General features: G+C 49.9%; 17 protein-coding genes, 1 tRNA gene and 1 rRNA gene. 4 read left to right on the top strand and 15 right to left on the bottom strand.

Going from position 1 to position 19751, the window contains the following annotated elements:
• From DFR62_RS16965 to tilS, 12 genes are all read right to left on the bottom strand, one after another.
• A 16S ribosomal RNA gene (locus tag DFR62_RS16965) occupies positions 1–87 on the bottom strand; the annotation flags it as partial.
• Positions 88–438: 351 nt separating this feature from the next.
• Positions 439–1923 carry a lysine--tRNA ligase gene (lysS, locus tag DFR62_RS16960; protein ID WP_121301377.1) on the bottom strand — a complete coding sequence of 495 codons (1485 nt, stop codon included), beginning with the start codon at positions 1921–1923 and terminating at the stop codon, positions 439–441.
• A 155-nt stretch (positions 1924–2078) separates the two neighbouring features.
• Entirely contained in the window at positions 2079–2570 is a 492-nt protein-coding gene (gene folK / locus DFR62_RS16955) for a 2-amino-4-hydroxy-6-hydroxymethyldihydropteridine diphosphokinase (RefSeq protein WP_121301376.1), read from the bottom strand.
• Positions 2567–2932 carry a dihydroneopterin aldolase gene (gene folB, locus DFR62_RS16950; RefSeq protein ID WP_121301375.1) on the bottom strand — a complete coding sequence of 122 codons (366 nt, stop codon included), beginning with the start codon at positions 2930–2932 and terminating at the stop codon, positions 2567–2569. Before folB ends, folK begins: the two co-directional genes overlap by 4 nt.
• A 2-nt stretch (positions 2933–2934) precedes the next feature.
• Positions 2935–3741, bottom strand: coding sequence for a dihydropteroate synthase (gene folP, locus DFR62_RS16945; RefSeq protein WP_121301379.1), 807 nt, complete (start codon positions 3739–3741; stop codon positions 2935–2937).
• A 138-nt stretch (positions 3742–3879) separates the two neighbouring features.
• Positions 3880–4821, bottom strand: coding sequence for a cysteine synthase A (cysK, locus tag DFR62_RS16940; protein WP_058382208.1), 942 nt, complete (start codon positions 4819–4821; stop codon positions 3880–3882).
• A gap of 97 nt (positions 4822–4918) precedes the next feature.
• Positions 4919–5851, bottom strand: a complete 933-nt coding sequence (locus DFR62_RS16935) for a peptidyl-prolyl cis-trans isomerase (RefSeq protein WP_121301374.1) — start codon at positions 5849–5851, stop codon at positions 4919–4921.
• Positions 5832–6713, bottom strand: coding sequence for an Hsp33 family molecular chaperone HslO (gene hslO, locus DFR62_RS16930; RefSeq protein WP_121301373.1), 882 nt, complete (start codon positions 6711–6713; stop codon positions 5832–5834). Before hslO ends, DFR62_RS16935 begins: the two co-directional genes overlap by 20 nt.
• Positions 6714–6730: 17 nt before the next feature.
• Complete coding sequence (locus DFR62_RS16925) at positions 6731–7498, bottom strand: type III pantothenate kinase (RefSeq protein ID WP_121301372.1); 768 nt, start codon at positions 7496–7498, stop codon at positions 6731–6733.
• A 105-nt stretch (positions 7499–7603) separates the two neighbouring features.
• Positions 7604–9619 carry an ATP-dependent zinc metalloprotease FtsH gene (gene ftsH / locus DFR62_RS16920; protein ID WP_058382212.1) on the bottom strand — a complete coding sequence of 672 codons (2016 nt, stop codon included), beginning with the start codon at positions 9617–9619 and terminating at the stop codon, positions 7604–7606.
• Between the two features lie 121 nt (positions 9620–9740).
• Positions 9741–10292, bottom strand: a complete 552-nt coding sequence (gene hpt / locus DFR62_RS16915; RefSeq protein ID WP_058382213.1) for a hypoxanthine phosphoribosyltransferase — start codon at positions 10290–10292, stop codon at positions 9741–9743.
• Positions 10293–10314: 22 nt separating this feature from the next.
• A complete protein-coding gene (gene tilS / locus DFR62_RS16910) occupies positions 10315–11706 on the bottom strand; it encodes a tRNA lysidine(34) synthetase TilS (protein ID WP_121301371.1) in 1392 nt (463 codons plus the stop codon).
• 121 nt (positions 11707–11827) lie between these two features.
• Here tilS and DFR62_RS16905 point away from each other — a divergent pair.
• A tRNA-Met gene (locus tag DFR62_RS16905) sits at positions 11828–11901 on the top strand.
• A 44-nt stretch (positions 11902–11945) separates the two neighbouring features.
• On the opposite strand, the gene DFR62_RS16900 is transcribed toward DFR62_RS16905, so the two are convergent.
• From DFR62_RS16900 to DFR62_RS16890, 3 genes are all read right to left on the bottom strand, one after another.
• Positions 11946–12407, bottom strand: a complete 462-nt coding sequence (locus tag DFR62_RS16900; protein ID WP_121301370.1) for a DinB family protein — start codon at positions 12405–12407, stop codon at positions 11946–11948.
• A 203-nt stretch (positions 12408–12610) separates the two neighbouring features.
• On the bottom strand, positions 12611–13030 hold the full coding sequence (locus DFR62_RS16895; protein WP_058382215.1) for a S1 domain-containing RNA-binding protein: 420 nt from the start codon (positions 13028–13030) through the stop codon (positions 12611–12613).
• Positions 13031–13144: 114 nt separating this feature from the next.
• Complete coding sequence (locus DFR62_RS16890) at positions 13145–13561, bottom strand: FtsB family cell division protein (protein ID WP_237150654.1); 417 nt, start codon at positions 13559–13561, stop codon at positions 13145–13147.
• Positions 13562–13804: 243 nt separating this feature from the next.
• On the opposite strand from DFR62_RS16890, the gene DFR62_RS16885 reads away from it, so the two are divergent.
• The 3 genes from DFR62_RS16885 to argF are packed head-to-tail and all read left to right on the top strand — an operon-like array spanning position 13805 to position 18910.
• Positions 13805–14872: a carbamoyl phosphate synthase small subunit gene (locus tag DFR62_RS16885; protein ID WP_121301369.1), complete on the top strand. Its 1068-nt coding sequence runs from the start codon at positions 13805–13807 to the stop codon at positions 14870–14872.
• Positions 14865–17963, top strand: a complete 3099-nt coding sequence (locus DFR62_RS16880) for a carbamoyl phosphate synthase large subunit (RefSeq protein ID WP_121301368.1) — start codon at positions 14865–14867, stop codon at positions 17961–17963. Before DFR62_RS16885 ends, DFR62_RS16880 begins: the two co-directional genes overlap by 8 nt.
• A complete protein-coding gene (argF, locus tag DFR62_RS16875) occupies positions 17960–18910 on the top strand; it encodes an ornithine carbamoyltransferase (RefSeq protein ID WP_121301367.1) in 951 nt (316 codons plus the stop codon). The genes DFR62_RS16880 and argF overlap by 4 nt, the downstream gene beginning before the upstream one ends.
• The last annotated feature ends 841 nt before the right edge of the window (positions 18911–19751 follow it).

Raw genomic sequence — 19751 nt, 5'->3', positions numbered from 1 at the left:
GAGCAAGCTCCACTATCTCCGCTCGACTTGCATGTATTAGGCACGCCGCCAGCGTTCGTCCTGAGCCAGGATCAAACTCTCCATTATAGAGTAGTTGATTGCTCAATACTGCTGGCGCATCGCCGTCTCGAAAGACGCGCGATTCGCTTGATCTGCCGAAGCTGATCAGTACGTTTGCCGCGATCACTCGCGACTGTATTGTTGACGTTTTGCTGTTCAGTTTTCAAGGTTCATGTGTTGATTCGCTTAATGTGACAGCGACTTTTAAATACTACCAAACTTCCTTGCAGGAGTCAATAGTTATTTTTACTTTCTTCTCATCTCGCTTTTTACTAAAAACGCGACAAGAAATATCTTATCACCTTCTCGTGATGAGCGCAATAGTTTTTTTAAAAAAAGCAGGTAAGCTAAACAGCTCACCCACTTTTCACTTCCAATTTATTCTTTTGGCCGCATCTGAGGGAATAATAACACGTCTCGTATCGATGCTGAGTTAGTTAGTAGCATAACCAGGCGGTCAATCCCGATTCCTAAGCCACCCGTTGGAGGAAGGCCATATTCCAACGCTTCGATAAAGTCATCATCCATTTCATGAGCTTCATCGTTTCCTTCTTCTTTTTCTATGAGTTGCGCTTCAAAACGTTCACGCTGATCGATTGGATCGTTTAATTCTGTAAAGGCATTTGCATGCTCTCTACGTACAATGAATAGTTCAAAACGATCTGTGAAACGCTCATCTTCCGGATTTTTCTTAGCAAGCGGAGAAATTTCAACCGGATGTCCATAAATGAATGTAGGCTGAACCAATTGTTCTTCAACTTTTTGTTCGAAGAATTCATTTAGGATATGCCCCACTTCCATAGTAGGTTTGATTTCGATTCCATGTTGGTTGGCGAGTGCTTGTGCTTCTTCTTTCGACATATGTTGCCAGAAATCTACACCAGTGTATTCTTTAACTGCATCTGCCATGTGCAGACGTTTCCAGCCCGGAGCTAGATTGATGTCTTCTTCTCCATAACGGACAGTCGTTGTGCCAAGGACTTCCTGTGCAGTGTGTGCAATTAAGTTCTCTGTCAAGGACATGATGTCATTGTAATCAGCATATGCTTCGTAAAGTTCGAGCATAGTGAATTCTGGATTATGACGGGTGGAGATGCCTTCGTTACGGAAGACGCGCCCGATTTCATAAACTTTTTCTAATCCACCTACAATGAGGCGTTTCAAATGAAGTTCGATAGCAATACGAATGTATAATTGCATGTCTAACGCATTATGGTGGGTAATGAACGGACGTGCAGTGGCTCCGCCGGCGATTGAATGGAGCATCGGTGTTTCAACTTCTAAAAATCCTTGGTTATCCAGATAGCGGCGCATCGCTTGAATGATCCGGCTACGCAAGATAAACGTCTCTTTGCTATTTTCGCTGACAATTAGATCAAGATAACGCTGACGATAGCGTTGTTCAACGTCTTTCAAGCCATGGAATTTTTCCGGCAGCGGGCGAAGGGCTTTTGTTAAGTATTCCACTTCTTGTGCTTTTACGGAGAGTTCACCGACATTTGTCTTGAAAACAGTGCCGCGGACGCCGATGATGTCACCTAAGTCTGCGGTTTTGAAGAATTCATAAGAATCTTCTCCAATTGCGTCTTTACGGACGTAGATTTGGATTTGCCCTTTCAAATCCTGCAGGTGTGCGAATCCGGCTTTACCTTTTCCGCGCTTCGTCATGATGCGGCCCGCAATAATGACCTCAGCCGATTTTTCTTCTAGTTCTTCTTTCGAGAATTGGTCATATTGCTCGACGATCTCTTGTGAAAGGTGTGTGCGTTCGAAACGTTTTCCGAATGGGTCGAGTCCATGTTCACGGAAATTTTGCATTTTCTGGCGGCGCACCACTAATTGGTCATTCAACTCTTCTGACATATCCTACACTCCTTTTTCTGTTAAAACCACGTGCTTTCGTGTATTTATCCATTGTACACAATTTTTCGTGCCGTTACATAAGAAAAGCTGCCGTTTTCTTGGCAACTTCTAATCGCATTATTCGCAGTTCTTTTAATTGCAAATAATCTTGTTCATTAATTTGCATCACGCAAAAATGTATTTACGTTAATATACGTTTTCCACACATGTACTTCTTGCATCTCTAAATCTTCCGGAAGAATGAGGGAGGGCATCAGTTCCTGCAAAGGCACAAGCACGAATGCCCGCTCATACATGCGGGGATGTGGAATGGTGAGCCTTTCTGTTGCCAGCTGCTCTTGGCCGTACAGCAACACATCAAGGTCCACTGTGCGCGGGCCCCAACGAACCAACCGCTCCCTGTGCAAAGCTTGCTCAATTTCTTGGCATATGTCCAACAACTCTAATGGAGAGAGACTGGTTTCCAATCGGATAACTAGATTTAGGAATGCATGTTGATCGAGATAGCCGACTGGAGCCGTTTCGTAGATGGAAGACATTTTTATGTTCGAAATGGAAGGATTCGTTTGAAGCAAGCGAACCGCTTCTTGAAGCTGGGCTTTCCTGTCTCCTAAATTCGAGCCCAAGGATAGGTAGACTTCATTCATCGGAAGCTGCCTCGGGTGATGTCGATTGCTACTGATTTGTAATGGCCTGGGATTGGCGGGTCAGGTTTAATCAATTGAACGCGGACTCCCTGGACTAGCGGAAATTGGTTCAATAATTCAGCAGCTATTGTTTCGGCCACGGCCTCGACCAGCTTTTTGGGTTCTCCTTCGATAACTTCGCGACATGTTTCGTACGCTTCACCGTAATGAACCGTATGTTCCAGTTCGTCAGTTTCCCCAGCATGTTTTAAATCGACGGCAAGCGTCACTGTCGCCCGGAAACGCTGTCCGAGTTTTTGTTCTTCCGAAAATACACCGTGATAACCGTAAAATTCCATTTCGTTTAAATGAATATAATCCATGTCTATCCCTCCACTTTTATCTTGCCTGTTAAAAAATCCATCATCTTCACTGTCTGCACCGTTTCTTTGACATCGTGGACACGCACGACTTGGCAGCCTTTCGTGACACCGAAAGCTGCTGTTGCGAGAGAACCTTCCAAGCGCTCATCGACTTTTGCATCGAGTAATTTACCGATGAATGATTTACGGGAAGTGCCGAGGAGTACGGGGTAGCCCATTGCTACGAGCTGATCTAGCCGCTGCATCATCTCGACGTTTTGGGCGAGCGTCTTGGCGAACCCGATGCCGGGATCGAGCCAGATGTGTTTGTCCGAAACGCCTGCATTTCGGGCGATGCGGATGCTTTCTTCGAGGTCTTTTTTTGCGTCTTGCCAAAAATCATCGTAAACCGCTTCGGCACGGTTGTGCATTAGAATGATCGGCACTTGTTTGTCTGCAGCCACCCGGGCGATCTCGGGATCGTATTTAGCGCCCCAAATATCATTGATGATCTGTGCACCAGCCTCGACAGCTGCTTGGGCAACGGCAGATTTGTATGTATCGATGGAAATAATTGCCTCTGTCTGTTCTCTGAGCGCCTGGATGACCGGCACTACCCGAGCGATTTCTTCTTCGTCAGAAATTTGTGTATGGCCAGGGCGTGTCGATTCGCCGCCCACATCGATAATGGAAGCTCCATCCTTTAACATTTGCTTGGCGCGGCCCAACGCTTTTTCGATATCATCGAATTGCCCGCCATCGGAAAACGAATCCGGTGTCACATTCAATATGCCCATCACTTGCGTTTTTGCGAATACATTTAAGTCCATTTTTTCCACCGTCCATATATGAATTGAAGGAATCGATCATTTCCTGGGAAATACTATTATTCAAACTGCTCTTATCTTATCGTGAATCTGCGGTTTCTGCACAAACAAAAGAGCCCTCTTTTCAGAAGGCTCTGCGGATCATCCGTTATTTTCGTCAAATTGGTAAAGCGGAGTGCTCAAATAACGTTCACCGTTTGATGGCAAGATCGCCAATACTTTTTTGCCTTTGCCGAGTCTTTTCGCCAGTTCAAGCGCTGCGTAGATCGCGGCTCCTGATGATACACCACCAAGAATGCCTTCTTCGCGTGCCGTTCTGCGGGCAAATTCATACGATTGCTCATTGCTTACTTGCATGATTTCATCATAGATTTCTGTGTTCAACACGGCTGGCACAAAGCCAGCACCGATGCCTTGGATTTTGTGAGGGCCTGGTTTTCCGCCGGACAAGACCGGGGAATCCGTCGGTTCGACAGCTACGATGTGGATATTCGGATAGTGTTCTTTCAATACTTGCCCAGCACCAGTAATCGTGCCGCCTGTCCCAATGCCGGAAATGAAACCGTCCAGTTGATCCATCGCTTCGACGATTTCAGGCCCTGTGGTCAGACGGTGCACTTCAGGGTTTGCCTCGTTATTGAATTGTTGGGGCATGAACCAGGAGTTTTCAGCCGCCAGTTTTTCGGCCGTCTTGATGGCGCCGTTCGGGCCGTTCATGCCATCGGGTCCTGGTGTCAAGACGAGTTCCGCGCCATATGCGCGCAACAAGTTGCGGCGTTCCATGCTCATGGTTTCAGGCATGACGAGTACGCTGCGGTAGCCTTTTGCTGCAGCGATCATGGCGAGGCCGATTCCTGTATTGCCGCTTGTCGGTTCGATTAAGGTATCGCCTTCTTTTAAGTCGCCGGATTTTTCAGCTGCTTCGATCATCGCAAGCGCAATCCGGTCTTTCACGCTGGAGCCCGGGTTGAAGTATTCCAATTTAACGTAAACTTCCGCATCTTCAGGTCCTGTCAGCCGGTTTAATTTAACAATCGGTGTTTGCCCAATCAATTCGGTAATTGAATTTCCTACTCGTGCCATGTTTACCACTCCTAATCCCTACTATTTTTGTCGACATTATTTATTTCATCCTATCAATTGCGGCGCGAACTGTCAATCTTTGGAGAGCGTCGGCAGATTATTCCCCTTCACCGTAAAACCATTCAGCATTGAATTCTTGCCAGAAGGCTTCGGGAGAAACCGATTGAGGCAATTGTTCAAGTGCCAACTCCCGGCTGATGTGTTCTTTCACTTCATCATAGCTGAACGTACGGCCTTCGATTTTTTCTTTCACCATAATGACGGCGGTCCGGCCATCTTCAAGCGCCAGTGGAGCCGACCACGAGCCGGGTTCGATGGTTTCGACCGTTTTTGCGATTTGTGGATCGATCGACGCTTGGCCGGGAGAGACGAAACCGATATCTCCTCCGAGGTTACCGGTGGCGTTATCGATGGAACGCTCGCGGGCAAGTGCTTCAAAGCTTGAGCCGCTCTCGAGTTCTTTGATCGCCTCTTCTGCTTCCGCTTTGGAATTCAAGACGATCATGCTTGTGCGGTATGAATCTTTGACGTCATAGATCGCCCGATTGTCTTCATAGAAATCTTTGATGGCCTGGTCATCGACGAGGACATCTTTTGTCAAGACTTTCTCCAAGATCAATTGCGCTTTCACTTTTTCGCGCTGGCGTTCGGTGTCATTGGCATACAACAGTTCTTCGGTGCCGTCCTGCGCGGTACGCATCATGGCCAATTCAAGATCGATTTCCTTATCGGATACTTCGATGCCGTAATCATCTGCTGCAGCGGCCATAACTTTTTCATTGACCAATTCGAGAAGGGCACTTCGGCCGTGCTGCTGTTCCATCGATGCCATCCATTCGGCACGGGTAATTTCCTCGCCATCGACTGCTGCGACTTCCTCGTTTGCGGCACTGCTGCCATTTGGAATGAGCCAAGCGATGAACCATAGCAAATTGGCCAGCAATAAAATGCCGATGACCATTAATACGGGTTTCGTTTTCAAGTGGCGTTTCTGTTTCGGTGGTGTTGTGTTATTTCGATTCGAGTTCATTGAGCAGCGCTTCCAATTCTTCTTTGTTGTAATGATATCTCTCGTGGCAGAAATGGCATTCAGCTTCTGCTTGCCCGTCTGTGTCGATCATTTGGCGAATTTCTTCTTTCCCGAGCCCTATGAGGCCTTCGGCAAATTTTTCTTTTGAGCAAGTGCACTTGAACTGGACAGGCATTTTCTCGAGAATCTGGACGTTATCAGCACCCAGCACTTCTTCCAGAATGCCTTCAGGGGTGAGCCCTCGCTTGATCATGGACGAGACCGGTTCGATATTCGCCAAGCGTTTTTCGATCAATGTAATGGTCTCGTCATCGGTATCGGGCATCAACTGAATGATGAAGCCGCCTGCTGCGAGTACCGAATTATCGGTATCAACGAGAACACCCAGGCCAACAGAAGAAGGCACTTGTTCGGAGACGACGAAATAATAGGTCAAATCTTCCGCGATTTCTCCGGAGACAATCGGCGTCTGTCCTGTGAAATAATCGCGCATGCCTTGGTCTTTGACGACCGACAGCATGCCATCCGTGCCGACGACACCTTTGACGTCCAACTTTCCGCTTTTGCTGTCGACATGGGTTTGCGGGTTGGCGACATAGCCGCGCACATTGCCTTTGGCGTCGCTATCGACCAATAGATATCCAATCGGCCCGCCTGCTTCGATTTTCAAGGTGACGCGGTCTTCTCCTTTAAGCATCGCGCCAAACATCACGCCGCCTGTCATTAAACGCCCAAGAGCTGCGGTTGCAGCAGGCCACGTTTGGTGGCGGCGCTGCGCCTCCCCTACTGTTTCTGTCGTATTGACTGCAAATGCACGAACGTTGCCATTAAAACCAAGTCCGCGAACTAAATAATCTGGCATAATGATCATTCCTTTCCTTACGCTTGATTGCGTTTATAAATGAAATGCAGGCCTTTCAATGTTAAAAACGGGTCGACATGGTCGATCATATCCGACTCTGCGGCAATTAACGGCGCAAGTCCGCCTGTCGCGATGACGGTCGGATGCTGCTTGCTTTGTTTTTTCATGCGAGTGATGATTCCTTCTGCCTGGCCGACGTAGCCATAGACGATGCCCGCCTGCATGGCCGAAATGGTATTTTTCCCGACAACCGAATCGGGACGCGCGATTTCAATGCGCGGCAATTTCGAGGCGCGCGTGTACAGCGCTTCGGTCGAGCTTTGGATCCCCGGGGCGATGGCGCCGCCTTGGTATTGATTTTTTTCGTCGATGTAACAGAAAGTATTGGCAGTGCCAAAGTCGACGATGATCAAGGGGCCGCCGTATTCCTGTATCGCTGCGACGGCATTGACGATGCGGTCTGCACCGACTTCACGCGGGTTTTCGTATTTAATGTTGAGGCCGGTCTTGACGCCAGGCCCGACGACCAGTGCTTTGGTGTGGAAATATTTTTGCGCCATGCGCTCTAGCGCAAACATGATCGGCGGGACGACAGATGACATGATGACGCCGTCAATCGCTTCAAAGCCCAGTCCGACATGATTCAAAAATGCTTTGATCTGCATGGCGTATTCATCTTCGGTTTTATGGCGGTCGGTTTCCATCCGCCAATGGTGAAGCAGTGTTTCATCATCGTATACGCCAAGGACGATATTGGTATTGCCTGTATCCATCACTAAGATCATAAATTCTCCCCATTTATCTGCTGAATTTCCAACACATCATACCATAATTCTACAAAAGCAAAAAGCCGGCGCCAAGCCCTTTTCAGGCATGGCACCGGCTTTCGGTTATTTACGGTCTTCTCGGATCGGTCCTTGCGAATCAGTGGATGAGCCTTCTTCCGGCAAATCTCCTGATGATGGATCATTCGGTGCGCCCGTCACATCCGGGTTTACCTCGTCTGAATCCGTTTCGCCTTCTTCATCTTTTTCGTATCGGCCATTCAAGGCTTCATACGAACGTTCCGGTAAGGTTCCGTGTTCTTTCAAATGCATGATTTGTGCAGCATCAAGTGTTTCCACTTCGAGCAATGTGTTGGCGAGAAGTTCGAGAAGCTCGCGTTTTTCCGTGAGGATCTCTTTCGTCCGGACATATTGCTCTTTAATGATGCGCTGGATTTCTTGGTCGATCTCGAATGCGATGGCATCGGAATAGTTTTGATCCGAATTGAAATCGCGTCCAAGGAAGACGTTTCCGCCTTGGGATTGGCCGAATTGAATCGGGCCGATCTTATCGCTCATCCCGTATTCAGTAACCATGCTGCGGGCAATCGCTGTTGCGCGCTGGAAGTCATTGTGCGCGCCAGTGGATACTTCACCGAAGACGATATCCTCTGCAACACGACCGCCTAGCAAGCCGGCAATCTTATCGAGAAGTTCTGGTTTGGTCATGAAGTAACGGTCTTCACGTGGCAGCATGACGGCATATCCGCCAGCCTGGCCGCGCGGGACAATCGTTACTTTATGGACGATATCCGCATCATCCAGAATCAGGCCGATTACGGTATGCCCTGATTCGTGGTAAGCGACGATATTGCGTTCTTTCTTCGAAATGACACGATTCTTCTTAGCCGGACCGGCAATAACGCGGTCTGTCGCTTCGTCGATATCGGACATGTCGATTTTCTTTTTATTGCGGCGAGCGGCTACAAGAGCTGCTTCGTTCAATAAGTTCTCAAGATCTGCACCGGAGAAGCCAGGCGTCCGCTGGGCGATCGCCTTCATGTCGACAGTGTCGTCAAGCGGCTTGTTGCGCGCATGGACTTTCAACACTTCTTCGCGTCCTTTAACATCCGGGCGGCCGACTGTGATCTGGCGGTCAAAACGGCCAGGACGCAGAAGTGCCGGATCCAGGATATCCGGACGGTTGGTTGCAGCGATGATGATGATGCCTTCGTTCGCGCCGAAGCCATCCATTTCGACGAGCAATTGGTTAAGCGTTTGTTCACGCTCATCATGCCCGCCGCCAAGGCCGGCGCCGCGCTGGCGTCCGACTGCATCGATTTCATCGATGAAGATGATACATGGTGCGTTTTTCTTCGCGTTCTCGAACAAATCACGAACACGCGAAGCCCCGACACCGACGAACATTTCGACGAAGTCCGAACCACTGATGGAGAAGAACGGCACGCCTGCTTCGCCAGCTACTGCGCGGGCAAGCAAAGTTTTACCGGTACCCGGAGGCCCGACAAGCAAGATCCCCTTCGGAATGCGGGCACCGATTTCACCGAAGCGTTTCGGATCTTTCAGGAAGTCCACTACTTCGACAAGCTCTTGCTTCTCTTCATCCGCTCCGGCTACATCGTCGAAGCGAACTTTTTGTTTCTGATCATCGTATAATTTCGCCTTGCTTTTCCCGAAGTTCATCACTCGGCCGCCACCGCCGCCTTGTGATTGGTTGAGCAAGAAGAAGAACAGGATGAAGATGATGATGAATGGAATGATGCCGGTAAAGAATGAAACCCATCCGCTAGTTTGCGGCGCTTTCAAAAACTCGACTTCCACATCTTCTTGGGCTGTCGCGAGCTCATCGATTTGCGCTACCAAAGCTTCGTTCTCGATTGGTACATTGGTCACAAACGATTCGCCTTCATCATAATCTGTCATGCGGCCGGTCACTTCGTACACTTGTGCGTCCGGCTGGATGGTCACTTCTGTAATTTCGCCAGCGTTCAGCGCATCCAGAAAGTCGCCATAGCCAATATTTTGCGTCGGTTGGTTGCTATTATTGAAAGTTCCTAGAATACCGATGATGACTAGGAATATCAGTAGATAAAATATGGTGTATCGGAATATTCGATTCATCCCGCGCCTCCTCACAAAGTTTCCCAAAACTATACTAAATACTAACACAGGGACAAAAATGCATACAATGAAAAGCCTTTACGGCATGCTTGAAATCATCGGCTCTTTGAACGTTCTTTGACTATTCCTCTTCGCCGCTATAGACAGCTGGCTTAAGAATTCCAATATATGGAAGGTTGCGGTACTTTTCTGCGTAGTCCAAGCCGTAGCCGACAACGAACGCATCCGGCACTTCAAAGCCGATATAATCCGCTTTTAAGTCCACTTTGCGGCCAGTTGGCTTGTCGAGAAGCGTGACGATTTTAATGGAATTCGCTTTGCGGTATTTGAACAAGTCCACCAAATAGCTCAGTGTCAGCCCACTGTCGATAATGTCTTCGATGATCAGCAAGTCACGGCCTTCGACGCTTGCGTTCAAATCCTTGACGATTTTGACTTCGCCTGAAGAAACCGTTGCGTTTCCGTAGCTTGAAACATCCATGAAATCCATTTCCACATAACCGTCAAAACGTTTCATGAGGTCGCCCATGAATGGCATAGCGCCTTTTAATACGCCGATGGCAAGCGGGTATTTCCCTTCATAATCACGCGTCAATGTGTCGCCGAGTTCGCGTGCTTTTTCCTGAAGCTGTTGTTCGCTGATCAATACTTCTTTAATGTCCTTTTGTAGCATGGTGGGCCTCCTAGTTTCTTCCTCATTTTGCATAGTCTATGCATTGTTCAACTAATACTCGGTTGTCTTCCGAACGCTTGGTCCGGCTCAGGCAAGCGGCGGTGCGCAAACCGGGCACCAGTAATACTCGATTTGTTCCGGCTACGATGATTGGCCAGTTGTCCCGCTGTTGCGATGGGATCTTCTCATCAATCATCAGCCGCGCCAGTTTTTTCGCCTGGTTCATGCCCGCAAGCAAGATGCGGTCGCCAGGCTCCCTTCCGCGGAGCGTAAAATCCGTCTCTTCGGAGTGGAAATACCAAAAAACGGCATTCTCTGCTTCCGGCTCTTCGCCCACTGGCACAACCCGGTAACGGGAGCCCAGGACAGGCGGCGACCAAACATAACCGATATCTACCTGCTGGCGCTGGAGGAATTCTTTTGATTTTTCAAAGAATACCTGGTCGTATTGGCGTATCATCATATAATTTTGCGGCAAATGTAAAAAAACAGTGCCCGAGGAACTTTGCAGCAGCTCGCGCACTTGTTCCGCCAAATGGCTCGTTATTAACACTCGCTTGTCATCATATAGATAGTTTAATAGTAGTAGAACCATCCTTTTTTGTAAAGCAGAGGGATGGCTTCTGAAACTTTCGGCAGAAATAAGCAATTCCTGACCTGATAGCAGCAATTCCTTTAGCGTTTGTACGGCGAGCTGCTGGAGGAACGCTGCATCTTCATTGATCTGTTCGGCAAGCTCGGAAAAGTGTAACGAAGCGCGAGGGTTTTCCTGTGCCATCGCCGGCACGATGGTCTTGCGGATACGGTTGCGCGTGTAAGCGTCACTGGCATTGCTCGGGTCTTCGCGGTATGGCACTTTATCCAGTTCCGCATACTGGGCAATTTCCCGTTTGGTGACAGCAAGCTGCGGCCGGACGAGCATGCCGCCGCCAAATGGCCGCTTGATGCGCATGCCAAAAGCCCCGTTTCGCAGGCTGCCGCGCATGCCTTCCATCAAAATCGTCTCCAATTGGTCGTCTGCATGATGGGCCGTGATGAGGACGGTGGATTCCGTTTTTTCCATCACTTGCTCGAATATCCGGTAGCGTTCTTCCCGGCAGACACTTTGCGTGTTTCCACCATTTTCAGCTAAAATCGCAGGGATAGGGACTGCAAAACTTTCACACGGCACCTCCCACAGCTGGCAATGCTGCTCGACGAAGCGGCGGTCTTGCGCAGATTGTTCCCCCCTCAACATGTGATCGATATGCACTGCTGTGAGGTGTACGCCCAATTGATGCCGCTTTTTCGAGAGAAAATGCAAAAGAACCATCGAATCGATGCCGCCCGAAACGCCGATGACAAGCCGCTCGCCAGTTTCGAATAACCCGTGTTTTGTATGGTATGCAAGCATCGTTTGTTCATAATGATTCACGGCATGCCCTCCTGTTCTGTTTATTTTCCAGCCTGAATAAAATAAATATCGCAAAAACATAAAATGCTAATTGACATATATGTATTAAGGATAGTATGATATAAACTGTTCGTTTGAACAAGGCGGCGTAGCTCAGCTGGCTAGAGCGTACGGTTCATACCCGTGAGGTCGGGGGTTCGATCCCCTCTGCCGCCATCCTATCATAAGCAGCGCCCTCCATCATGGAGGGCGCTTTTTTTTTATGTTAAAAAAGTATCGATCTGCTTGAAATGGTGGGCATCGTGTTCGGCGAGACCCCCGAAATAGCGACCCATCGTCATGTTCTTATCATCAACGTAGAACACGGCATTCCATTGACTGGGAGTGGCAGATGCCAGCCGCTCTCTCAACAAACGGCGTTCTTCAATGGCTTGTGTGACAATTGACGAAAAATCCATCGTGTCGGCTTTATCGATGGCACGGCGGTTGAATTCATCAACTTCTGGCAAAGGATCCAGATGCACCCCTTCTTCCATGTGCGGCAGCCGCTCGCTGCGGATAAAACGGTCCCATTCTGCGAGATGCATGACCATCTGCGCGATTGACCATTTGCCGTCTGCGATCGGCTTATGTGCGTCATCGGATTCGGATAAGGTCTTTTGGAGCGATTCCATGTAGACTTCGTAGTCGTCAAATGCCTGAAGGACTTGCTGTTGTTCCATCCTTTCCACACCTTTCCGCTGTATCGTGCAGGACGAAAGCCTGCTGAGCTGTCTACTTACTTAGACAAGTGCCTCCCATTCTCCTACCGCTTCGCACTTTTCGGGCGATAAAAAAAACGCCCTCCCCGAAAGGAGAAGCGTTCCATCTTCACAGTTCAACTAAGTTGAAGCATTTTCTCTATGCTATTAAAACAGCTAGCAAGTTAGCCTCTTTTCGCTCCACGACCGCCACGCTTGGATTCTGTGGCACGCTTTAGCGTCGACAGGTTGTCTTCGCTGTCTTTCAGGAATTTTGCCATCTTCGTTTCGAAGGTTTCCTTAGGGGCGCGGTCAAAAGAACGATTGTTCGGACGCGGACGGCTTGGACGGCTTGTGCCGCCTTCTGGCTGAGGCTTCGCTTTGCGGATCGACAAACCGATTTTCCCGTCTGCTTCTACATTCATCACTTTCACTTCTACCATTTCGCCAACTTTCAAGTGATCGTTAATATCTTTCACATAGTTGTCGGCGACTTCACTAATATGCACGAGGCCTGTTGCACCGGTTGGAAGCTGTACGAACGCTCCAAAGTTTGTAATACCCGTGACTTTTCCTTCTAACTTGCTGCCTACTTCAATCGACATAAAAAAAATGCTCCTCCTTAAAATTTAAGATGACTCCAAATTCGGGCCAAATTGACAGTTTGCGGGACTGATCCCACCTTTAATTATAGCGATGAAAGGAAGAGTGTCAACCGACTACTCTTTTTCTTCGCCATCTTCTTGCGGTTTCTCGGCATCATTCGGCAAGGTGAAAATAATCTCGCCCTCATCCGACAGGAAATAATCTTTGCGCGCCAGCTTCGACACATAATCGTCGTCGTTCAATAAACGGATCTGTTCTTCGAGCTTGGCTTGCTGTTTCTGTACTTCTTCTAGCTCGGCCAGCTTTTCCTGCTGGAGCTGTTCTTTGCCGGCAATGGTCTGGGATTGTGCATAAATGGTTGAGCCCAGCCAAATGCTCGTCAACAGCACCACCAAGCCGAACACCGCCAAGCGTCTGTACAATACTACTTTATGCCGCTTTTTTCGTGCGTCTTCAATTTCTGCAGCCCGCGTGTATTCATTTTGCAGCGGGGTCACTCCCTGATTTTCATGCATTTTCTCTCTCTTCACTTATGGACGCCCCTTCCCTACTGATTTTGTGATTATTATACATGAAAAACATTCCATTTAAAAAGATTTTCTGTAAGCCCTTTCTCCTTTTTTCCTGCATTTTACCGGAATTTAACCAATTCCCATGACAATTAATAAAAATACTGTTGACTTAATTTTTATGCAACATTATAATACAGAACACATCATTTATTATAAAAATTACTTATATTGCATATATATTCATAAAAAGGAGTGTGGGGCATGACAGGAAAATTGATTTTGTCGAACGGCGCATCATTTACGGGATCGTGGCACGGCACACAAGCGGCGGTACAGGGAGAGGTCGTCTTTTTTACCGGCATGACCGGCTATGAGGAAGTTATTACCGACCCGTCCTATAAAGGACAGGTCATCGTTTTTTCGTATCCTTTGATTGGCCAATACGGCATCGAATCGCTTTATGCACAATCCGAAAAAATTCAAGCCTCTGGCATCATCGTTGCAGAGCTGTATGCAGGCCCGTTACCCAAACAGGCAATTTCGCTGGCACAATTCGCCGAAGCGCAAGGCGTTCCGCTCCTCAGCGGCATCGATACACGCTCAGTCATCCAACAGGTTCGTGAAACGGGCACCATGCCGGCGCAGCTCCTTCACGAGGATGCGGCTGAACAACCGTGGCAAATGATCAAGACCGACTTTTTCCCGGCTGGCGCAGCGGCAGAGACGAAGCAAATCGGCGAAGGCCCTTTGCATATCGGCCTGGTCGATTTCCATTACAAAGCATCCATTTTAAAAGAATTGCTCACTCTTGGCTGCACGGTGAGCGTCATCCCTTACAACGGAGCAGCCGACCTTCCCAAAACTCTCGGCGTTGACGGGCTATTGTTCTCGAACGGCCCGGGAGATCCGCAAGCACTGAATAGTCGCTTGCCGGTCTACCGCGACTGGGCAGAACGCTATCCGTCGTTCGGCATTTGCCTCGGCCATCAGGTGCTGGCTGCTGCTTTCGGCGCGAAAACAGCGAAGCTCGCTTACGGCCATCGCGGTGCCAACCATCCCGTCAAAAACAATAAGACCGGACGCGTTAGCATGAGCTCCCAAAATCATAGCTATGTCGTCGAAGCGGAGAGCTTGAATGAAACGCCGTTCGAGATACTGTATGAAAACGTCAACGACGGCAGCATCGAAGGCTTGATTCATCCGCAATTGCCGATTACGACGGTTCAATTCCACCCGGAAGCAGCTCCCGGCCCAGCGGATCATCTCGCTTTGTTCCACCAATTCCTGGAGACCGCAAATGAAATGAAGAAGGTGAAAATGCATGCCTAAATTAGACTCTATTGAAAAAGTGCTCGTCATCGGATCCGGCGCCATCGTCATCGGCCAAGCCGCTGAGTTCGACTATTCCGGCACCCAAGCGTGCTTGGCTCTAAAAGAAGAAGGCATCGAAGTGGTGCTCATCAATAACAACCCGGCAACGATCATGACCGATGAAAGCGTCTCGGACAAAGTGTATTTCGAACCAATGACACTCGAATCCGCTACGAACATCATCGAGAAAGAACGTCCCGATGGCTTGCTTGCGACCGTCGGCGGCCAGACCGGCTTGAATTTGGCAATGGCGCTCGCGGATGCTGGCATCTTGGAGCAATACGGCGTCGAATTGCTCGGCACCGATATGACCGCCATCAAAAAAGCGGAAGACCGCGACCAGTTCCGCTCCTTGATGAAGCAACTTGGCGAGCCGGTGCCTGATTCCGACATCATCTATTCGCTCGACGGAGCGCTCGCTTTTGCACAGCGCACGGGCTATCCCGTTATCGTCCGTCCTGCCTATACGCTCGGCGGTTTCGGCGGCGGCATCGCAAGCGACGAAGCAGCTTACATCAAGCTGGTCACGCAAGGCTTGTCGGCGAGCCCGATCAAGCAATGCCTCGTCGAGACGAGCATCGCCGGCTATAAGGAAATCGAATATGAAGTGATGCGCGATGCAGCAGGCACATGCATCACGGTCTGCAATATGGAGAACTTGGATCCGGTCGGTGTGCATACGGGCGATTCGATTGTCGTCGCCCCGAGCCAAACTTTGAACGATCCGGATTTTCACATGCTGCGCACGTCTTGCATCAACATCATCGAAGCGCTCGGCATCATCGGCGCCTGCAATGTGCAGTTCGCCCTCCATCCGGAAACCTCCGATTATTTTTTGATTGAAGTCAACCCGCGTGTCAGCCGCTCATCCGCGCTCGCTTCCAAAGCGACCGGCTACCCGATCGCGAAAATCGCCGCCAAGCTCGCCATCGGCTATACGCTCGATGAATTGAAGAACCCGGTGACCGGCACGACCTATGCCAGCTTCGAGCCGGCACTCGATTACGTCGCCTTGAAAATCCCGCGCTGGCCGTTCGACCAATTTCCTTTAGCAGACCGCACGCTCGGCACGCAGATGAAGGCGACCGGCGAAGTGATGGCGATCGAACGCCGCATGGAAGCCGCCATGCAAAAAGCGTTGCGCTCGCTTGAACTTCCGATAGATGGGTTCCGCCTGCCTGCCATCTCCTCATTGCCGACAGGCGATTTATTGGAACTCGCAATGAAGCCGGACGACCGCCGTTTGTTCGTGCTGTTCGAATTGCTCATTCGCGGGAAAACCACGGATGAACTGCATGCCATCACTGGCATCACGCCTTATTTCTTATACGTTTTATCGAATATTGTTACAGAGTGGCAAGACCTCAAATCGATCAGCTGGAACTCCGTGACTGCTGATCGCTTATTACAGGCGAAAAAGCTCGGCTTCAGCGACCAGCAAATGGCCGATATTTGGAATGTGCCGGCAGCTGAAATTTGGGGACAGCGCAGAAGCTATAAAATTGCGCCAGCCTACCGGATGATCGATACATGCGCCGCTGAGTTCCGTTCGAATACAAATTATTTCTATTCCACATGGGACAATGCTGCAGACGTCGACCGTTCGAATGATGCGAAAAAAGTCGCGGTCGTCGGATCCGGCCCAATCCGCATTGGGCAAGGCATCGAATTCGATTATTGCTGCGTGCACAGCGTTATGGCCGCACAGAAGCTTGGCTATGAAGCGGTCATGATCAACAACAACCCGGAAACCGTCAGCACCGATTACGAAGTTGCCGATGCGCTTTATTTCGAACCAATCACGGCGGAAGATGTCTTGAACGTCCTGGAATTTGAGGGCATCCACCAAGTCATCCTCCAATTCGGCGGCCAGACTTCACTTAATTTGGCGAAAGCACTTGAAGAAGCGGGCATTACCGTGCTCGGTTCATCGGTCGATTTGCTGGACCAAATGGAAGACCGCGACCGCTTTTATGCGTTTCTCGAGTCGATCGGCTTGCCGACCATCCCCGGGACGACGGCGAATGCGCCGGAAGAAGTGCTGCCCGCAGCGGAAAATCTCGGCTTCCCGGTCTTGCTTCGCCCTTCTTACGTCATCGGTGGACGCGGCATGATCGTGCTTCACGACCAAGCGGAGCTTGATGCTTGGCTCGCGGGCGCGGACAAGGCGTTTCCGGTATTGGTCGACCATTTCGTCACCGGCAAAGAAGCCGAAGCCGATATTTTAACGGACGGCGACAACGTCTGGGTGTCGGCGATCTTCGAGCATCTCGAAGGAACCGGTGTCCATTCCGGCGACAGCATCGCGAGCACGCCGCCCGTGACATTAACAGATGTCCAGCAGCAAAAGCTGATCGATACCGCAAAGCATATTGCGAGGCAGCTTGACTACACAGGGCTATTCAATATTCAATTCGTCTACGAAGAAGATCAATTATTCGTCATGGAAATCAATCCGCGGGCGTCGCGCACAGCGCCGATCAGCTCGAAAGTGACGGATGTACCGCTCGTTCAGCACGCAACCGCCCTACTGCTCGGCATGCCGTACGATGAGCTCGGCATCGAAGACATGTATAACGGACAACCGGACTTCACCGTCAAAGCGCCGGTGTTCTCCCATATTAAATTGCCTGGCCTGTCCCCTGTCCTGTCGCCCGAGATGATGTCGACCGGCGAAGTGATTGGCACAGCCAAGCTGTTTGAAGACGCGCTCGAGAAAGCATTGACCGGCGCTTCCGTCCAGCTGGCGAAACTTGCAACAGGCTCAACGCTATTTGCCGCGCAGGACAGCGTCGATTACGAGCAACTCAATTCTTGGCGCGCACAAGGCTTCACGATCGTCACCGAAGACCAACTTTCGTTTAACGAGTGGTTAACATCGAAAGACGCTGCCGCCTACATCGACTTTTCCGAAACACCCGACGCCGGCCGCATGGCGCAAGCGGCCATCCACCGCCTCCACGCTTGGTCACGCCCGGAAACGGCCGATGCTTACGCCGCTAGCCAAAAAAACCAATCTGAACGTTTGAAGGGAGTGCTTGCCCAATGACAATGATCATGCCGCTTGCCCCAACGGTTGCCCAGGAAGATTTTCTCTCATTGAAAGACTATAGCACCGAGGAAATTCTTGATTTGCTTAATTTAGCGATTGAATTAAAGAAACCTGAAAATAAACATTTACCGCTCTTGAAAGGAAAAGTGCTCGGCATGATCTTCGAGAAATCATCGACCCGCACACGCGTGTCGTTTGAAGCCGGCATGCTGCAGCTCGGTGGGCACGCAATGTTCTTGAGTTCTCAGGATACCCAGCTTGGCCGCGGTGAAACGATTGCCGATACGGCCCGTGTGCTATCGGGGTATTTGGACGGCTTGATGATCCGCACATTCCATCAGTCCGCTGTGGAAGAGCTCGCCAAGTTCAGCTCGATTCCCGTCATCAACGGCTTGACCGACGATTACCACCCGTGTCAAGTGCTGGCTGATCTCATGACGCTCATCGAACATTTCGGCGAGTTGAAAGGCCGCAAGCTGGCGTATATCGGGGATGGCAATAATATGGCCAATTCCTTGATGATCGGTGCCGCAAAAGTCGGGCTCGACATCGCGATCGCCGCCCCGAAAGGCTATGAGCCGCAGGCGGAAATGGTCGAACTCGCGCAAGTCATCGCAAAAGATAGCGGTTCTGTGGTGACGGTGACCCATGATCCCGTCGAAGCCGTGAAAAACAGCGATGCCATTTATACGGATGTCTGGGCGAGCATGGGTCAGGAAGCCGAAGCCATTAAACGTTTGAATGATTTTGAAGGATTCCAAGTGAACGCGGAACTGGTTCAGCACGCGAAAGCGGATTACATCTTTATGCACTGCCTCCCGGCGCATCGCGAGGAAGAAGTGACGACCGATATTTTGGAAGGCCCCCATTCGGTCATTTTTCAGGAAGCCGAAAACCGCCTGCATGCCCAAAAAGCGGTGCTCGTAACTTTGATAGGTGATTGAACTTATTGATACGAATGAAGAGCCTTGCCTGCAACTGGCGAGGCTCTTTTTGGGGTTGTCGAATTTTTAGCGGAGTGGCGTTTTAATGTACAGAGGAGTAAGCTTTTTTTGTCACCTTGGTAGCCGCCGCCTCGCTCGGGGTTGAGCTCCCGCCATGAGCCAGGAAGAACGCCTGTCTCTTGGCTTCGCTTCACCCTTAAGCGCGAGGGGCTTGGACATTTCGTTGAATCGAGTGAGTCGGATGGTTTCGGTTTTGTACGGTTCGTCCGCTTTTGGGTGAGTAGCTTAATTGGTCAAAAGAGTTGGGCCATGCAGCTTGTATGCGACGGGGGTCGTTCATTGTATTTTGCATCGCTTTGTTAGTCGCTGCCTCGCTTGGGGTTGGCCTTTCGCAATGAGCCAGAAACCCGCTGTCTCATTGCTTCGGCTCACCCTTGTGCGCGTGGCGGCTTGGATATTTCATTGAAGTAAATAAGTAAGATGGTTCCGGTTTTGTATGACTCGTCTGCCTTTGAGTACGTCGCTTTGTTGGCAATGCATGGGCTGAACAAAATCAGTAAACTGGTCTACCGAGAAAAAGTGCACTTTATTTCTTCATTTACTAAATTGAGAGGGTGACGCAATTAACCACCATTCGAAACCTAGAGATGGAGTGTAGGGCGGCGACGCCTGAGGGATCAGCGGGTTTGAGAGACCCCACAGGAGCGCATGATTTTTGCGCGACGAGGAGGCTCGACGCCCGCCCCGGGAAAGCAGCATTTGAAGCGCAATCTTCCCTCATCACTATTCCACTCCAACTGTTCACAACATTTTTTTCAACATACAAAAAGAACCCAACCGC

Origin of the sequence: Planococcus citreus, assembly GCF_003664125.1 — a bacterium.
Lineage (GTDB): Bacteria > Bacillota > Bacilli > Bacillales_A > Planococcaceae > Planococcus > Planococcus citreus.
This window is presented reverse-complemented; position numbering and strand designations above follow the sequence as displayed.